This is a genomic window from Rhodococcus sp. FH8, from assembly GCF_019266085.1.
GTDB lineage: Bacteria > Actinomycetota > Actinomycetes > Mycobacteriales > Mycobacteriaceae > Rhodococcus_F > Rhodococcus_F qingshengii.
This window is the reverse complement of record NZ_LPNQ01000057.1, coordinates 799,539-815,893: the sequence shown is the minus strand read 5'-3', so window position 1 is coordinate 815,893 and position 16,355 is coordinate 799,539. Positions and strand designations below refer to the sequence as shown.

Here is a 16,355-nt window from a genome sequence, read left to right as displayed (position 1 = left end):
GCATAGTGCCCTCCGTGGCGCAACTGAGAATGGATGGGCACCGGGTCCTGGTCGCAGACCTGGTGGGGGACACCATCAAAGCGATCAACGGCTCGATGGTGGCGTACGAGGGTGCGATCACCTTCAAGAACGCCGGAATGGGCGGTGGTGGCGGGCTGCGTGCCGCGCTGAAACAGAAGGCGGCAGGTGAATCACTGTCCCTGATGGAAGTCAGTGGTCAAGGCACCGTCTATTTCGCGGTCGATGCCCAGGACATCACGATCATCGAGCTCAACAACGACGCTCTGCACGTGGAAGCGTCACAGTTGCTCGCATTGGTCGGACAACTGCGAACCGACGTGAAATTTGCCGGCCTCCGCGGCGCAGGTTCCGGACAGGGCTTGTTCACGACGGTCGTCAGCGGCACCGGTCTGGTGGCCGTGCTGTCGAAGGGCGGACCGATCATCGCGCTCGAAGTCAGCCCGCAGTATCCGCTGGTTGCCGATCCCGACGCATTCGTCGCGCACCGTGGCCAGCTGAACCAGAGCTTCGTCACCGACGTCACCTGGCGCTCCGCGATCGGCGGTGGCAGCGGTGAAGCGTTCTCGCTGCGATTCGACGGATCCGGAGTCGTCTACATCCAGCCCGAGGAGCGCTGAACCATGCCGTTGGAATTGGTGAACAGCAAGGTCGTCAAGTCGACCCTCGCGCCGGGCCAGAACGTGCTCGCCCGCACCGGGTCGATGCTCTACTACACCGGTGACGTCCGCTTCATCCCGCACAGCATGGGCGGTGGGCCCGGCGCCATGCCGAACATGGGCGGGATCGCCGGGATGGCCGGCCGCATGATGTCCGGCGAACACGCACGCATGATGGCGGCCGAGGGAAACGGTGAGGTCTTCTACGGGCACGCCGGCTTGTACGTCGAGGTCATCCACCTCGACGGGTCGTCAATGCTCACCGTCGAAGCCGACCGACTCCTCGCACACGACGGCTACCTCCAGAGTTCGATAGTCGCTCTCACGTCGCAGGGCGGTGTGCGCGGAGCGGTACGCGGCGCCATGACCGGTCAAGGGCTGTTCACGACGCAGTTGCACGGACAGGGAAGCGTCGCGGTCCTCTCGCACGGGGGCGCGATTCCGTTGCAGGTCGGTCCGAACAATCCTCAGGTCGTCGTCGACCCGCAGGCATACGTGTGCCACATCGGTCAGATCAACGTCGACATCTCCGCGAACGTCGGCTGGCGCGAGGCCGTCGGCAAGGGCTCGGGGGAGTCCATCCAGCTGAAGATGACCGGCGCCGGCACCGTTTGGGTCCAGGCGTCCGAGCAGAAGTTCTGAGAGGGCACAGAGCATGGGTATCGAAATTCACAATCCGGCAACTCTGCCCGCCAACGACAACGTCCCGGGCAACGACTACGCCTTCTGCGTCGAGATGGCCGGACAACCGTGGTTCACGTCCAAGGGTGCGATGATCGCGTACTACGGAAACATCAACTTCGAGCCGCTCGGGCGCACGAGCATGACGGCGATCGTCGCGGCCAGGTTTTCTTCACCGCTCTACGCGGACGACTGGGTGCTCGCTCAGGGACAGGGCAAGTTGATCCTCGGGGACCGCGGATTCAACATCAATTCCTACGACCTCGACGACGGCAACCTCACGATTCGCGCGGCCAATCTCCTCGCCTTCGAGACCAGCCTGGACCTCAAACAGTCCATCGTCCCAGGCTTTTTGACGCTACTGGGGACAGGCAAGTTCCTGGCGTCGTCCAATGGCCCGGTCATGTTCGCGGAGCCGCCGCTCCGCATCGACCCGCAGGCGTTGGTGGGTTGGGCCGACTGCCCGTCGCCGTCCCACCACTTCGATGCCGACTGGATGCAGAGCTTCCTGGGCGCGGTTCGCGGAAGCATGTTCGGCGCGAACACCGGCGAAGAACGCCAGTTCGATTTCACCGGAGCCGGGACGGTACTGATCCAGTCGAGCGAGAAGGTCGTCCACGACGGACACCTCCTCAAACACATCGAATCCGAGACGGTCGCACTCGGGCAGAACAGTCTGCGCGCACTGCACGCCTCGATCGGTGCGCGGCTGCAGAACTGACGTCTCGGGGTACGCGAGGTCTCACCGAGGGGGCCGGTCCGGTAGCGTATGGGCGTAATCGTCGGTATTTGTGTGCGCGCTCTGGGTCTCGAGTCGAACGATCCATCTCGCGTCACGAGGATTGCAAACACTTCACATTGCAAGACCACTTACCTGTGCACGAGCAATACGTGCTCGCGAGAAATACAAGGCTGGAGTAGTAACCCGATGACCGAGGACAGTCACCGCACCGCAGGCGCCTCCTACGCGGCAGCAGGAGTCGATATCGCCGCAGGCGACCGGGCGGTGGAACTCTTCGCCCCTCTGGCCAAGAAGGCCAGCCGCCCCGAGGTCATGGGTGGCCTCGGTGGTTTCGCCGGCTTGTTCTCCCTCAAGGGTGACTACAAGGAGCCGTTGCTCGCCGCATCGACCGACGGCGTCGGAACCAAGCTCGCTGTCGCGCAGGCGATGGACAAGCACGACACGGTCGGACTCGACCTCGTCGCCATGGTTGTCGACGACCTCGTCGTCTGTGGCGCCGAGCCGCTGTTCCTCCAGGACTACATCGCCGTCGGCCGGGTCATCCCCGAGCGCGTCGCGGAATTGGTCAGCGGCATCGCCGAGGGCTGCATCCAGGCCGGTTGCGCTCTCCTCGGTGGCGAGACCGCCGAGCACCCCGGCATCATGGCTGACGGTGACTACGACCTCTCCGCCACCGGCGTCGGTGTCGTGGAGGCCGAGAAGCTGCTCGGACCGGATCGCGTTCGCCCCGGCGACGTCGTCATCGCGATGGGTTCTTCGGGACTGCACTCCAACGGTTACTCACTGGCCCGCAAGGTCCTGCTCGAGATCGACCGCATGAACCTGAGCGCACACGTCGACGAGTTCGGCCGCACGCTCGGTGAGGAACTGCTCGAGCCCACCAAGATCTACGCCAAGGACTGCCTGGCACTCGCTGCCGAGACCGACGTGCGCACGTTCTGCCACGTCACCGGTGGCGGCCTCGCCAACAACCTCGCGCGCGTCATGCCCAAGGGCTTGGTCGCCGAACTCGATCGCGGAACCTGGAGCCCCGCTCCGGTCTTCGCCATGATCGCGCAGCGCGGACGCGTCGAGCGCGCCGAGATGGAGCAGACGTTCAACATGGGCGTCGGCATGGTCGCCGTCGTCGCACCCGAGGACGTCGACCGTGCACTTGCCGTCCTCACCGCACGCCACATCGACTGCTGGACGCTCGGTAGCGTCAAGAAGGCGTCGGACGCCGCTGCAGAGCGTGCGTTCCTGGCCGGAGACCACCCGCGCTTCTAGACCGCAACGCCAGCTGCCCCATCGGAGAGATCCGGTGGGGCAGTTTTGTGTGTCCGTACAAGTAGGCGCGAGGCGGAAAATCGAACGCAAAAATGAGGAAGAGCGATCAGCTCTTCCTCATTTCACAGTCTGCGCGGTGGCAGTGCGCGGTCAACGCCGCCAGTCGTCGTAGTCGTCCTCTCGCGCATGCCCTTCCCTATCGGAAGTCTGGTCCGATCGGACACTGCTCCGATGCGAGTTGGTCGATCCACCTGCGAGCTCTCTTTGCAGGCTGTCGAAATCCGTGGTCGGTACGCTGTATTTCAATTCGCGTGCAACCTTGGTCTGCTTTGCCTTAGCCCGGCCGCGGCCCATGGCTGACCCCCTCGCGCTTTCGCGGGGCGGCCTGGGGAATTTGGCGGCCCCGTTTGAGTGTGTAAGTTTCCTGACACACACTCTAGCGTGGAAAAGTCGCTTCCGCTTCCACGAAGGCCTCACCGCCGTGTCTGATTGCTCTCACTATGGCCGCGAGCTGCCAGGATGCTGAAAGAACTCGTCAGAACTTTGTGAGAACTGCTCAGAAGTTTCCGGGAATTGCGCGAATCGTCCCCACTCGGGCGTCGCCGCCGAAGACCGGAGCGGATGCGAGAGCCGCCAACTCCTCAGTCCACTCGGTGTTCATCCGCTTGAGCAGAGCTGCCGCCAAGGGCAGGAGCGCCCGCTCGTGACCGTCGTCGATCTTGAGGGCGAAAGCGGAACCGTCGGGAAGCGCTCCGGCGTAGATGCCGTCGTATCCGGTCTTGGAGAACAGACCCGGCACGGCGGACATCAGGCGCTGATCGTTGCGGCCGGTGCCCGAGACGAGGAAGGGGTTCTCGCGGACCGCGTCGGCCACAGCTCGTTCGGGTGAGTCGGGCTCAGCTGAGGGCAGGCGTCCGAATGCCCGCGCCAGGTTCGTGAGCGAGAGCGGCACGATCGGGAGGCCGCAACCGTCGATGCCGAGTTCCTGCTCTTCCTCGCCGCTGAGATCGAAGATCGTCTCCTGGATCGCGAGCTGCAGGGGATGAGTCGGCTCCATGTACGTCTCGAGCGGCCAGTCGTTCACGACGCACGTGGCGAGCATCGCGGAGTGCTTGCCCGAGCAGGTCATGTAGATCGGGCTGGGAAGCTCGCCCGCTGCGATCAGTTCGGCTCGGGCCAGTTCGTTGCCCGGCAGATCGGAGGGGCACTGCAACTGGTCGACACCGAGTTGGTAGCGAGCGAGAAGCGCTGCGACCAGTTCGATGTGATCGGCCTCGCCCGCATGTGAGGACGACGCGACGGCCAGCTCTTCCGGACTGGTGGGTGCAAAGCCGTTACGAAGCGCAGCGACGGCTTGCAGCGGCTTGTTCGCCGAGCGGGGGTAGATAGGTGTGTGAATTTCCCCGAGTCCGACGACGACGTCGCCGTCGGCGCCGAGAATGACGGCCGATCCGCGATGCACGCATTCGCGGAATCCGGAGCGGACCACCTCCACTAATTCGATACTCACGAGTGCACCTGCGCTTCTGCTTGTTCGATGAACCTCTGGACGCGCGCGGTGACGTTCGGTGCAAGGTCGGTGTGTTCTGCGAGCAGCCGTCGAAGCCGCTCAGGGTCCGTTCCGGCGAAGACCTCTCGAACAGTCACTCCGTGATCCGGTACGTGGACTCGGGTGACCGAATCGCCCGCGGCGATCGTGCCGGTCCGGTTGACGCGAAGGTAGGCGCCGACGTCGGTCCGCTCGGTGAATCTTTTGACCCAGCCCTTTTCCGCGGCCCAGATGCCGAAGGTGCCGCACGGGACGCGGGGAGCAGTCACCTCGAGTTCGAGAACGTCCGACGCCTCGGCTCCGGTGATGTGCCAACGCTCGCCGATCACGGCGTCCGTGACGAGCATCCCGCTGATGTGAAGATTCTCGCCGAACCATCCGGGGCCGAGAGGTCGGCCCAATTCGTCCGACCAACGCTGCGCTTCGTCGCGCTGATACGCGTAGACAGCTTGGAAGGCACCGCCGTGGAACTCGGTGTCGCAGACGTAGTCGCCACCCAGACCGAGTCGTCCTACCGCGACGCGGCCGTCGACGGGACGCTTGTCGATCGCGGTACGGGGGACTCGCCTGACGCCACTGTCACGTTCGGTGTGGACGACGCAGACCGCGTCGACCATGCCCGTCACTTTCCGCGCAATCGGTTGACAGCCTCACGTCCGGCCTGGGGTGCGTCGTCCGCCACGATCGAATCCGGATCGATGGACGCAGCGCTGGGGCCGGCCATCAGTTCGGTGTCGACCGGGATGTTGCGCTTGATCAGAGCGAGTGCGATGGGGCCGAGTTCGTGATGATTGACGACGGTCCCGACGCGTCCGACGGCCCGTCCGCCCGCCGTGATCGGGTCACCCGGTTCCGGGACGGCTTCGGCGCTGCCGTCGAGGTGCAACATGACGAGATGGCGCGGGGGCTTGCCGAGATTGTGAACCCGGGCGACGGTTTCCTGACCGCGGTAGCACCCCTTGTCGAGGTGGACGGCGCCGTGCTCGGCCGGCCCACCGATCCAGTGGACCTCGTGCGGGATGGTCCGTTCGTCGGTGTCCAGTCCGAGGCGAGGCCTCGTCGCTTCGACGCGCAGTGCCTCGAAGGCCCAACTGCCGGCGGGCTTGGCGCCGGCATCGGTCAGCCTGGTCCACCACGCTGCCAGTTGCTCACGTGGGACGAGAAGGTCGAAAGAGTTCTCGGTAGGCCACGGCATGCGGCGGACAAATCCGCCGTCGGCCAAGGCGTGAGCGTCGTAGGCCTCGGTGGGTGTCTGAACCTCGAGTGCGGCGAGGACAGTTGACGCTTCGGGTCCGATCAGGCTCAGGACCGCGAGTTCGTTGCCGTCTCGAGGTTCGGCCTTGGACCAGAACACCATCTTCTTCAAGAAGGAGAGAAGGTCGGGTCCGCGGTTCGCCTCGGTGTCGATCCAGGTGACACCTGCCAGGTCCGTCTGCACGAAGTGGTGCTCGACGCGTCCGTTGACGTCCAGGCTCAAGTTCTCGGCACTCTTGCCGTCGGGGAGCGCGGCGATGTGCTGGCTCGAAATCGTGTGCAGCCACGTGAGGCGTTCGTCGCCGGGAATGGCGATCACGAATCTGTGACTGCGGTCGACCACCACTGCTGCGCGCTGCGCGGTTCGCTGTTCGCCGAGAGGATCGCCGTAGTGCCACGCGACACCGATGTCGGCCGAACCGTCCGGTGCGGTGACCGCGCCGGGGGAAGTCAGAAGTGGGCTGTTGGGCACAAGAGCGTTGTCGACCACGAGACCAGTCTAGGAGTGTGGGCGGGATCGCGGTTACAGGGCGGCCCCGGCGGCTTGGCGGATCGTTAGGGTTGATGGCATGCCTGATCGCGTATTGGTGACTCTCGACCATGAGGTGCTCGATGCTGACGCACCGTTTCTGCACGCCGACGACCTGGCGGTGGTGCGCGGCGACGGAGTCTTCGAGACGCTGTTGGTACGCGACGGCCGCGCCCGGGTGGTCGAGGGACACCTGAGTCGACTGGTTCTGAGCGCGCGGGCACTCGGTCTGCCCGCTCCCGTTCTCGATGATTGGCGTCTGGCGATCGAGATGGCTGCCGAGGAGTGGGGGACCGAGAAGGAAGGCGCTCTTCGTCTTGTTCTGACCCGCGGCCGTGAGAGCGGTGACAAGCCGACAGCCTTCGTGATGGTCGGTCCGGTGGCCGATCGGGTCAGACAGGTCCGCGAATCGGGGTTGTCGGTGATGACTCTCGAGCGAGGTTTCTCTGTCGATCTCTCTGCCCGGGCACCCTGGCAGCTACTGGGCGCGAAGACGTTGTCGTACGCAACCAACATGGCAGCGCTTCGATATGCGGCGAATTTGGGTGCTGACGATGTGATCTTCGTCAGTTCCGAGGGCAATGTGTTGGAGGGGCCACGCTCGACGGTGGTGATCGTTCGGGACAGGACTTTGATCACACCGCCTCCCGCACAGGGCATTTTGATGGGCACTACGCAGCGCGCCCTGTTCGACGTTGCCGGCAGTGCTCGCTTCGATTGCCGATACGAAACCCTCCGACCTGCGGATTTGATTGCGGCCGACGGAGTGTGGATGGTTTCGAGCGTCACGCTGGCCGCACGCGTCCATACACTCGACGGGCTCACATTGCCAGAGCCGAAGGTCTCCGGGGAATTCGCGGAATTGGTTGAACGTGCAATTGATTCGGATTCAGCAGGGCGATAGGCGAATAGGAATCGCGACAGGTCTCTACTACATTTGGTAGTAGCAAAGTCCTGCGGTCCAAACCGGACAGCAGTACCGTGTCCGCAGGGGCCGAGCGACTGCCCGCGTCTCGAACCCCGAAGCCTGTCCCAGGGCCCTACTCTCGGAGTAGCCAATGGATACTTTGGACGTCTCCAGGTGGCAGTTCGGTATCACTACCGTCTACCACTTCATCCTTGTTCCGCTGACCATCGGACTTGCGCCGATGATCGCGATCATGCAGACGATGTGGGTGGTCACCAAAAAGGACCACTGGTATCGGCTCACCAAGTTCTTCGGCAAGCTTTTCCTCATCAACTTCGCACTCGGTGTAGCCACCGGCATCGTGCAGGAGTTCCAGTTCGGCATGAACTGGAGCGAGTACTCGCGATTCGTCGGTGACGTCTTCGGAGCTCCGCTCGCATTGGAAGGCCTCGTCGCCTTCTTCATGGAGTCCGTCTTCATCGGACTCTGGATCTTCGGTTGGGGCAGGCTGCCCAAACTTGTACACCTGGCGTGCATTTGGCTCGTGGCGATCGGCGTCAACGCGTCGGCATTCTTCATCATCGCGGCCAACTCGTTCATGCAGCATCCGGTCGGTGCGACGTACAACCCTGAAACGGGTCGTGCCGAGCTCACCAGTATCTGGGAGCTGTTGACCAACAACACCGCTCTTGCTGCCTTCCCGCACGCGGTTGCCGGCGCCTTCCTGACGGCGGCGACGTTCGTCGCCGGCATCAGTGGTTGGTGGATGGTGCGGAACATGCGCCGCGCCAAGCAGGCTGAGGCCGCCGAAGCCGAGCGCCTCGAAGCCGACGCACGGACGATGTACCGCCCGGCAACACGATTCGCGTTGCTCGTCATGATCGTGGCCGGAATCGGCATCATCTATACCGGTGACGTCCAAGGCAAGCTCATGTTCCAGCAGCAACCCATGAAGATGGCGTCGGCGGAATCGCTGTGCGACACCGAGATGGATCCGGACTTCTCGATCCTCACTATCGGCACTCACAACAACTGTGACAGCGTGACGCACGTTCTGAAGGTGCCGTTCGTTCTTCCATGGTTGGCCGAGGGCAAGTTCACCGGCGTCGAACTGCAAGGCGTGAACCAACTGCAGGAGCAGGCGGAGCAGGACTTCGGACCGGGTAACTACCGACCGAATCTCTTTGTCACGTACTGGTCTTTCCGCGCCATGATCGGCCTCGCCGCCGGTTCGGCAGCACTGGCTCTCGCGGGACTGTGGGTCACTCGTAAGGGGCGGGTCCCGGACCAGAAGTGGTTCGGAATACTCAGCCTGGTCGCGATCCCCACTCCGTTCATGGCGAACAGCGCCGGTTGGATCTTCACCGAGATGGGCCGTCAGCCCTGGGTGGTGCATCCCAACCCGACCGGCGTCGACATGATCAGACTGACTGTCGACCAAGGTGTTTCGGACCACGCGTCGGCTACCGTCTGGGCTTCGCTGATCACCTTCACCCTGCTGTACGGAGCGCTGGGAGTCGTCTGGTTCAAGCTGATCGTGCGGTACGCGAAGGAAGGCCCGTTGGAGCACGACATGCATCCGCCGGGCGATACAGATCATGATGAGCCGGAAGATCCGGACAAGCCCAAACAACTGTCGTTCGCGTACTAGGAGGCGATCATGGGACTTCAAGAAGTATGGTTCGTGCTCGTCGCAGTACTGTTCATCGGTTACTTCGTCCTCGAAGGGTTCGACTTCGGTGTCGGAATGCTCATGCCGATCGTCGGCAGAGGCAGTGACCTCCCGGCCGATACGCGTCGACGGGTAGCGCTCAACACGATCGGCCCGGTGTGGGACGGCAACGAAGTGTGGCTGATCACCGCCGGTGGCGCGATGTTCGCGGCATTCCCGGAGTGGTACGCGACGTTGTTCTCCGGGTTCTATCTACCGCTGCTGATCATCCTGGTGGCCTTGATCGTTCGTATCTGTGCCATCGAATGGCGAAGCAAGATCGACGACGACAAATGGCGTCAGCGTTGCGACTGGGGCATCATCTTCGGCTCCTGGGTCCCGGCAGTTCTCTGGGGCGTGGCTTTCGCGAACATCGTTCGGGGCGTGGCGATCAACGCAGACAAGCAGGTCGAGTCGGGATTCTTCGATCTGCTCAATCCGTACGCGCTGCTCGGCGGTCTGACCACCGCGCTGGTGTTCGCTCTCCACGGTGCAGTGTTCCTGGCACTCAAGAGTGCCGACGAGGTTCGTGAAGATGCCGTGAAAATTGCTGCACGACTGGCAATTCCAGCTATTCCTGTTGCCGGCGGATTCGTTCTGTGGACGCAACTCGCCTACGGCAAGGGATGGACGTGGATTCTGGTAGCTGCCGCTGCTGCGGCACTGATCGGCGTCGTCTTCCTGACGCGGGCCGAGCGCGAAGGCTGGGCCTTCGTTCTCACCTGTGTGGCCGTCATCGCCACCGTCGTGCTGCTGTTCGCCTCGCTGTTCCCGAACGTCATGCCGTCGACGCTGGATCCGGCGTACAGCCTGACCATCGAGAACGCGTCGTCGAGTCCGTACACGCTCAAGGTGATGACGTGGGCCGCGGCATTCATGACGCCGGTGGTGATCATCTACCAGGGCTGGACGTACTGGGTGTTCCGACAGCGCATCTCCTCCAAGCAGATTCCGGCGTCGATCGGTCTGCGATTCAAGGAGAAGACGTGGTAGTCACGAACCCTGAATCACGACACATTCGAAACACGAAAGAACTGACGGTCGAATTCACGTGACAATCGAAGTAGGCGACGCTCCCACCACTCGGGAGCGTCGCCGGGGGCCGATCGACCCGCGGCTGTGGCGACATTCCGCTTCTGCGCGCGGCTATCTGATCCTGACTGTTGCTCTGTCGATGGTGAACGTCGTGATGGTCATCGTCGCGGCGCTCATGATCGGCCGGGTGCTGGCCGGAGTGATCACCACTCGAACTGTGGATGTTTCCTCGTGGACAACCGAATTGGTTGTTCTCGCCGCAGCTGTGGCGGTCCGAGTTCTGGGGACCTGGCTGCAGACCAGGTATGCGCACCGGGCGTCGACTCGCGTCGTTGCCGAGATCAAGAACGGCGTGCTGACGTCGGCGACGGCGATGAGTCCTCGCGATCTGGATCCGCGGCGTGACGAGATCGCGACCGTGGTCACCCGAGGTGTCGACGGCCTTGGTCCGTACCTGACGGGATACCTTCCGGCCCTGGTCTTGTCGGTGACGCTGACACCCATCACCCTGATAGTCATTGCGGTGCAGGACATGACGTCTGCTGTCATCATCTTCGTGACGCTGCCGCTGATCCCCATCTTCATGATTCTGATCGGCCTGCTGACAAAGGGTAAGTCGGAGAAGACGCTGGCAGCGATGACCACGTTGTCTTCGCAACTGCTCGATCTCCTTGCCGGTTTGCCGACGCTACGAGCGCTCGGTCGTCAGCAAGGTCCTGCCGAGCGCGTCCGTGAACTCGGTGACGCCCATCGGCGAACGACGATGTCTGCCCTCCGCGTTGCGTTCCTGTCCTCGATGGTGCTGGAACTGCTCGCAACGCTCTGCGTCGCGTTGGTGGCCGTGAGTATCGGCTTGCGACTGGTGTACGGCGACATGTCACTCGAGCCGGGGATAGTCGCGTTGATCCTCGCCCCCGAGGTGTACCTGCCACTTCGGATGGTGGGAACCCAGTTCCACGCCGCCGAGGACGGAATGGCGGCAGCCGACAAGGCATTCGAGGTTATCGAGGCGGATTCTGCCGCGCCGGAGGGTGGTAGCACGACGGTGGTCGCTCGAGGCGCCGACATCGTCTTCGACGGCCTCGGTGTGGCCTCTCGTGGGGGAGTCGCGCCGTCTCGACTTTCCGCCGTGGCGTCCCCAGGGGCGATCACTGTGCTCACCGGTCCCAACGGCTGCGGCAAGTCGACGGCAGTGCACGCGCTGCTCGGGTTGATCGAACCGAGCAGTGGGCGTGTGACGGTCGCCGGCGTCGATGTCCGAGACCTGGACGAGCACGCGTGGTGGAGTCAGTTGGCCTGGCTTCCCCAGCATCCGGTCCTCCTACCCGGCACCGTTCGTGAAAATCTCGATCTCACCGGGGTCGTCGATGCGCAAGCACTGACCCGCGCCGCTGTTGCGACGGGATTCGACGCGGTACTGGCCGAGCTGCCTGCGGGCGTCGAGACCGTGATCGGCGTCGGCGGTGCTGGTCTGTCGTTGGGGCAGCGGCAGCGCCTAGCACTGACACGCGTGCTTGCCTCGGACCGCGCAGTTCTTGTCCTGGACGAACCCACCGCTCACCTCGACTCCGATTCGGAAGGCACAGTGTTGGCTTCTCTGAGAGCACGGGCGGAGCGCGGCGACACCGTGGTCGTGATCGGCCACCGTCCGAGTGTGCTCGCCGCGGCTGACCGGATTGTCGAGGTACACGCTCATGAGACGTGATACTCACGATCCGCTCCTGCGTGCTCTGCGGCTACTGGAACTTCGGCCACGACGCGTACTGACGGCGGTAGCGGCGGGTGTGGCAACACTCGGTAGCGCACTCGCCTTGGCCGCGCTGTCCGCATGGTTGATCACGCGTGCTTGGGAGATGCCTCCCGTTCTCGATCTCAGTGTTGCGGTAGTTGCCGTACGCGCATTGGGAATCTCACGTGGTGTCTTCCGCTATCTCGAACGATTGACGACGCACGACGTCGCGTTGCGCGGAACCACCGCGGCGCGATCGAGGATCTACCAGCAGTTGGCCGCAGGAGATCCCGCGGCAGCAGCCGGACTACGACGCGGTGACCTGCTCTCACGTACGGGCGCCGACGTGGATGCACTGGGCGACGTCGTCGTCAAAGCACTGATCCCGATTGCGGTCTCGATTGTCCTCGCGTTTGCTGCGGTGGGAATCCTGTTGTTCATCTCGGTTCCGGCCGCGCTCATTCTGGCCGTTGCGCTGGCGGTGTCCGGGATCGCGGCACCCTGGCTGTCGGCTCGTGCTGCTCGACTCGCCGAGGCCGACAGTTCTGCTGCCGCAGCGCGATTCAGTGAGTCCGCGGTGACCGCCCTCGACCATTCCGCCGAGCTCCGGGTATCGGGTCGCTTGGATCAGGCGGTGAGCGAGGCTGTGTCCGCCGAGAACGATGTGGTCGACGCAACCGATCGCGCGGCGGTCCCGAGTGCCTTTGCCGCCGCTGCCACGCCCCTGGCAATCGGAGTGAGCGTCCTCGGTGCCCTGCTGATCGGAATTACGCTGTACGGAACCACCGAGATGTCACCGATGTCCATGGGAATCCTTGTACTGCTTCCGCTGTCGGCTTTCGAGGGAACCGCGATACTGCCCAGCGCGGCGGTGGCATTGACCAAGGCGCGGCTGGCGTCGGCACGCATCATGGCGGTACTCGATCGAGCCGACGCCGAACACGTTGAAGGAAATCGTGCGTGGCCGGAGGACGGGGTCCTGAGTGTGCACGCGTTGCGGGCGGGTTGGCCCGGGGGAAAGGTGACCGAACCGCTGTCGGTGGACCTTCCTCGCGGTGCTCGTGTTGCCGTCGTCGGCGAGAGTGGATCGGGAAAGACCACTGCGCTGATGACGATGGCGGGACTGCTGCCGCCCGTCGCGGGAACAGTTCGTGTTGACTCGGTGGACGTTTCGGATATCGATCCGGCCGAGCTGCGTCGGCACGTGGGGTACTTCGCCGAGGACGCACACCTCTTCGAGACGTCGGTACTCGAGAACCTGCGCGTCGCACGCGGTGACCTCACCGCCGAGGACGCGGAGAAGGCACTTGCCGCAGTTGGTCTCGGCGACTGGCTGTCGGAACTGCCGGACGGGCTCGACACCTACCTGGTCGGCGGCATGCGAGCGGTTTCGGGCGGTGAGCGTCGTCGGTTGCTGTTGGCACGCGCGATCGTCTCGCCCGCGGAGGTACTGCTGCTCGACGAGCCGACCGAGCACATGGACGCGGAGGCCGGCGCTCAGTTGCTCCGCGAGTTGCTCAGTCGCGACGCAACGCTGGTCGATTCTTCGCGAACCGTTGTTGTCGTCACCCACCAACTTCCGGACGGCACACCAGCTGACCAGGTGATATGCGTCGGAAAAGTTTCTGTGGAAAATACGTTGCCGTCATCGTGAAGTGGGCGTACTTTCTCCTGTACACAAGGAAGGAGGTGGTCTGAAATTGAAGTACAGACGGACGCGTGAGGTGGCTGCCAGCTAGCCGCAATCGCTGATGGAATTCACTTACCGCGTGAGCGGCCGGCGAATCCCAGGCAGCCACCCGACCCCCGAGCCCCCGATCAGTCCGACCGGGATCCGCGCGAAAGCGTGGGTGTGGCTCGGGGGTCGCTTCGTGCCGTGCGCCTTTATCAACCCCCGGCGGTTAATAAAGGCGCACAGCGTGGACAAGGATTAGGCCCCCACCATCCACCGCGCTCGAGGATCGCTCTGACCTCGGCTGCAGTTCGGCACGAGGCCCCCTCCACCTCCTCCCAACCGAAGACCAGTGTGGCGTTGCCTGACAGTTCGGATGCGTTTCCTCGCCGACGATCCCGCAGCGCAGTCGCCCGAGAAGAGTGGAAGGCAAATCCGTCGAGTCGAACGATCAGTGCGACACCGCAATTGCGGTAGTCGACGTCCTCGTAGAAAGTTCTCCCATCGACGAGGACCGGCGATTGCCGTCGTGCTTCCGGCAAACCGTGTGCTCGCTCGACCTCGATTGCGTAGCGATGCTCGAGTACCGACTGGACACCGCGATCCAACAGGTCCAATGTCGAGGACAGCGCTTTGACATATCGCCTCGGCCGGCGGCATTCCATTCGGGTGCGCAATTCCATCCGTGACACTTTGCACGCCGTGGCCGAGCGAACCAGAGAACGAGCGGCGTCGCGAGCCGACGGCTCTGCAACCGCCAGGTCAATTGCGGTGTCGGCCAGCGAAGTACGAGCAGGCTGAGTGGCAACGCCGATGTGGGCCTGAGCGCGTGAACGATGAACGATCACTCCGGGATGGGCAGTGGACCACCCCAACGGAACGGGGCGCGCCGGGGAGCGTTCGGGTCTGACCGTCGGCCTCTGACAGCGTGAGGATCTGCCGTATCGGACTGTGATGTGGACCGGCAGTTCGGACTCGATGTGCGTGAGTCCCCACTCTTCAGCTGCCGTCCGGTGACTCAGGTAGGTCTCTCCGCCGCCGAACAGAAGGGCGGCCTCGAGAATCATTGCTCGGTTGAGCGGGCCGTTGGTGCTGGATTGAACGCCGTGGAGGACGGAAGTCCATTGACCCGATTCGACCAGATGTTGGATGCGCCGCGGTGAATAGCCGAAAGGGCGTAGTTGTTTATTGGTCGCGAGTCCGTGTTGGAAGTCGAAGAGTCTTCGGAGATCAGGATCGATGTAGTCGCAGCTCATGCGAATACCGTCAGATCGCGGACCGACAAGAATCGGTCGAAGATGCCGCTCCGAAGCCCGCCTGTGGAATTTGTCGGTGCCTGTGGATGAATCTGCTGTGCGCCTTTATTAACCGCCGGGGGTTAATAAAGGCGCACAGCAGAACTAGCCGATGTAGCGCGTCAGGCGGGCCGAGAGACGCGGTTCCAGGCCACCGTCAGACATGATCCGCTCTTCGACGTACGCAAGGTCGCCGCCTTCGACGATGCCGTACAGACGCTTCGCGCCGCCGTACAGTGCACCGGACTGGCTGCGGATCACCACGTCGGTGGCAAGTTCCCACGACGCCTGGGTGAGTGCGCGCCCGTAGTACATTTCGACGACACCGGAGCTGTGGCTGAGCAGGAGTTCGACCACTTCCTGGTTGACGCTGCCCGGGATGCCGTCGCCGCCCATGCGCCAGTAACCGCTCTCGCGCAGATCGGGGCTCACGTACTTGCCCTCGGCGTCGAGGCGCCAGGACCGGGACTCCCAATTGAGGTACGGGCCGCCGTCGTGCGAGATGACGATCTGCTGACCGAAGGCGTAGTCGCCGTTCTCGTCGTGTCCTTCACCTTCGCCGCGCCAGACACCGACGAGGGGGAGAAGCGCGAGGAGTTCGGGATTGATGTCCGGGCCGAGGCGCAGGTTTGCGGTGTCCTCCGGCAACGGAAGGTCCGGCAGGGTCGGAATGTTGAGCGACGCCGTCGACTTGGAGCGCTCGACGGCGATGGCGACAGCTTCGTCCCCGCTGCCGCGCCTCACGGCACCTGCAGCGGCGGAATCGTCAGCGGTCGCGTCGGACCCTGAATCCGGAGCCTGACTCACGACTCGTCGGTGACCAAGCGGTACACGACGTACACGGAGAACCAAGCGATCATGACGGATGCGAGTGCGAGGAGTACCTCGAAGAAAATGACCACGGGTACATCTTAGACCGCGGCGACCGACCGGAAAAATCGGGAGCCGGAATGCAGAAGGCCCCGCACCGGAGGGGTGCGGGGCCGCCTGACAAAGCAGGAATTACTTGCTGACGGTCACGTCCACGTTGTGCACGCCCGAGCCCTCGGGAGCGACGGTGGAGGTGCCGTTGCCCGAGCTGGACAGTGCACGCACGGTCCACTCGCCCGGAGCGGCGAAGAAGCGGAAATCGCCGGTTCCCGATGCCACGACCTCGGCCGTGAACTCTCCGGAGCCGTCGAGCAGACGCACGAATGCGCCGCCGATGGGCTGGCCGTCAGCTGCGAGAACGCGGCCGGTGATGACCGTTTCCTTCTCGACGTCGACGCCGGCAGGCAGGGTCTGGCCCTGGGTAGGTGCTCCACACAT

At 63.7% G+C, this 16,355-nt stretch carries 16 protein-coding genes; 9 read left to right on the top strand and 7 right to left on the bottom strand.

Features of this window, described 5'->3' with window-relative positions; genetic code table 11:
• Positions 1-29: 29 nt before the first annotated feature.
• The 4 genes from ATN38_RS06545 (at position 30) to purM (ending at position 3,366) form a co-directional block, all read left to right on the top strand.
• Positions 30-638 (top strand): AIM24 family protein, encoded by a 609-nt coding sequence (locus tag ATN38_RS06545; RefSeq protein ID WP_003940441.1) that lies wholly within the window; start codon positions 30-32, stop codon positions 636-638.
• Positions 639-641: 3 nt separating this feature from the next.
• A complete protein-coding gene (locus ATN38_RS06540; protein ID WP_003939918.1) occupies positions 642-1,319 on the top strand; it encodes an AIM24 family protein in 678 nt (225 codons plus the stop codon).
• Between the two features lie 13 nt (positions 1,320-1,332).
• Complete coding sequence (locus ATN38_RS06535) at positions 1,333-2,079, top strand: AIM24 family protein (RefSeq protein ID WP_003939813.1); 747 nt, start codon at positions 1,333-1,335, stop codon at positions 2,077-2,079.
• Between the two features lie 207 nt (positions 2,080-2,286).
• The gene (purM, locus tag ATN38_RS06530; protein WP_003940225.1) at positions 2,287-3,366 is read left to right on the top strand and encodes a phosphoribosylformylglycinamidine cyclo-ligase; all 1,080 of its coding nucleotides are present in this window, start codon (positions 2,287-2,289) and stop codon (positions 3,364-3,366) included.
• Positions 3,367-3,516: 150 nt separating this feature from the next.
• On the opposite strand, the gene ATN38_RS06525 is transcribed toward purM, so the two are convergent.
• From ATN38_RS06525 to ATN38_RS06510, 4 genes are all read right to left on the bottom strand, one after another.
• Positions 3,517-3,720, bottom strand: coding sequence for a DUF3073 domain-containing protein (locus tag ATN38_RS06525; protein WP_003940337.1), 204 nt, complete (start codon positions 3,718-3,720; stop codon positions 3,517-3,519).
• A 202-nt stretch (positions 3,721-3,922) separates the two neighbouring features.
• Complete coding sequence (locus tag ATN38_RS06520) at positions 3,923-4,876, bottom strand: asparaginase (protein WP_042451410.1); 954 nt, start codon at positions 4,874-4,876, stop codon at positions 3,923-3,925.
• Complete coding sequence (locus ATN38_RS06515) at positions 4,873-5,541, bottom strand: MOSC domain-containing protein (protein ID WP_042451408.1); 669 nt, start codon at positions 5,539-5,541, stop codon at positions 4,873-4,875. The genes ATN38_RS06520 and ATN38_RS06515 overlap by 4 nt, the downstream gene beginning before the upstream one ends.
• A complete protein-coding gene (locus ATN38_RS06510) occupies positions 5,538-6,659 on the bottom strand; it encodes a folate-binding protein YgfZ (RefSeq protein ID WP_007733828.1) in 1,122 nt (373 codons plus the stop codon). The genes ATN38_RS06515 and ATN38_RS06510 overlap by 4 nt, the downstream gene beginning before the upstream one ends.
• A gap of 79 nt (positions 6,660-6,738) precedes the next feature.
• Between ATN38_RS06510 and ATN38_RS06505 the strand changes: the two genes are divergently transcribed.
• The 5 genes from ATN38_RS06505 (at position 6,739) to cydC (ending at position 13,734) form a co-directional block, all read left to right on the top strand.
• Positions 6,739-7,602, top strand: coding sequence for an aminodeoxychorismate lyase (locus ATN38_RS06505; RefSeq protein ID WP_007733829.1), 864 nt, complete (start codon positions 6,739-6,741; stop codon positions 7,600-7,602).
• 154 nt (positions 7,603-7,756) lie between these two features.
• Complete coding sequence (locus tag ATN38_RS06500) at positions 7,757-9,256, top strand: cytochrome ubiquinol oxidase subunit I (protein WP_007733830.1); 1,500 nt, start codon at positions 7,757-7,759, stop codon at positions 9,254-9,256.
• 9 nt (positions 9,257-9,265) lie between these two features.
• Positions 9,266-10,309: a cytochrome d ubiquinol oxidase subunit II gene (gene cydB / locus ATN38_RS06495; RefSeq protein ID WP_003939727.1), complete on the top strand. Its 1,044-nt coding sequence runs from the start codon at positions 9,266-9,268 to the stop codon at positions 10,307-10,309.
• Positions 10,310-10,367: 58 nt separating this feature from the next.
• Positions 10,368-12,056, top strand: coding sequence for a thiol reductant ABC exporter subunit CydD (cydD, locus tag ATN38_RS06490; protein WP_218747737.1), 1,689 nt, complete (start codon positions 10,368-10,370; stop codon positions 12,054-12,056).
• Entirely contained in the window at positions 12,046-13,734 is a 1,689-nt protein-coding gene (gene cydC, locus ATN38_RS06485; protein ID WP_218747735.1) for a thiol reductant ABC exporter subunit CydC, read from the top strand. The genes cydD and cydC overlap by 11 nt, the downstream gene beginning before the upstream one ends.
• A 233-nt stretch (positions 13,735-13,967) precedes the next feature.
• Here the strand turns inward: cydC and ATN38_RS06480 are convergent, their stop codons facing one another.
• The 3 genes from ATN38_RS06480 to ATN38_RS06470 all read right to left on the bottom strand — a co-directional run bounded on the left by ATN38_RS06480 (position 13,968) and on the right by ATN38_RS06470 (position 16,355).
• Entirely contained in the window at positions 13,968-15,008 is a 1,041-nt protein-coding gene (locus tag ATN38_RS06480) for a type IV toxin-antitoxin system AbiEi family antitoxin domain-containing protein (protein WP_218747733.1), read from the bottom strand.
• 144 nt (positions 15,009-15,152) lie between these two features.
• Positions 15,153-15,791, bottom strand: a complete 639-nt coding sequence (locus ATN38_RS06475) for an FABP family protein (protein ID WP_039973378.1) — start codon at positions 15,789-15,791, stop codon at positions 15,153-15,155.
• Positions 15,792-16,049: 258 nt separating this feature from the next.
• Complete coding sequence (locus tag ATN38_RS06470; protein WP_003939797.1) at positions 16,050-16,355, bottom strand: DUF1416 domain-containing protein; 306 nt, start codon at positions 16,353-16,355, stop codon at positions 16,050-16,052.

Bases quoted from the DNA above. Each gene is read 5' to 3' on its own strand.
- ATN38_RS06545 (WP_003940441.1), top strand. From the start codon at position 30: ATGGATGGGCACCGGGTCCTGGTCGCAGACCTGGTGGGGGACACCATC.
- ATN38_RS06535 (WP_003939813.1), top strand. From the start codon at position 1,333: ATGGGTATCGAAATTCACAATCCGGCAACTCTGCCCGCCAACGACAAC.
- ATN38_RS06540 (WP_003939918.1), top strand. From the start codon at position 642: ATGCCGTTGGAATTGGTGAACAGCAAGGTCGTCAAGTCGACCCTCGCG.
- ATN38_RS06480 (WP_218747733.1), bottom strand. From the start codon at position 15,008: ATGAGCTGCGACTACATCGATCCTGATCTCCGAAGACTCTTCGACTTC.
- purM (WP_003940225.1), top strand. From the start codon at position 2,287: ATGACCGAGGACAGTCACCGCACCGCAGGCGCCTCCTACGCGGCAGCA.
- cydB (WP_003939727.1), top strand. From the start codon at position 9,266: ATGGGACTTCAAGAAGTATGGTTCGTGCTCGTCGCAGTACTGTTCATC.
- cydC (WP_218747735.1), top strand. From the start codon at position 12,046: ATGAGACGTGATACTCACGATCCGCTCCTGCGTGCTCTGCGGCTACTG.
- ATN38_RS06525 (WP_003940337.1), bottom strand. From the start codon at position 3,720: ATGGGCCGCGGCCGGGCTAAGGCAAAGCAGACCAAGGTTGCACGCGAA.
- ATN38_RS06470 (WP_003939797.1), bottom strand. From the start codon at position 16,355: ATGTGTGGAGCACCTACCCAGGGCCAGACCCTGCCTGCCGGCGTCGAC.
- ATN38_RS06505 (WP_007733829.1), top strand. From the start codon at position 6,739: ATGCCTGATCGCGTATTGGTGACTCTCGACCATGAGGTGCTCGATGCT.
- ATN38_RS06500 (WP_007733830.1), top strand. From the start codon at position 7,757: ATGGATACTTTGGACGTCTCCAGGTGGCAGTTCGGTATCACTACCGTC.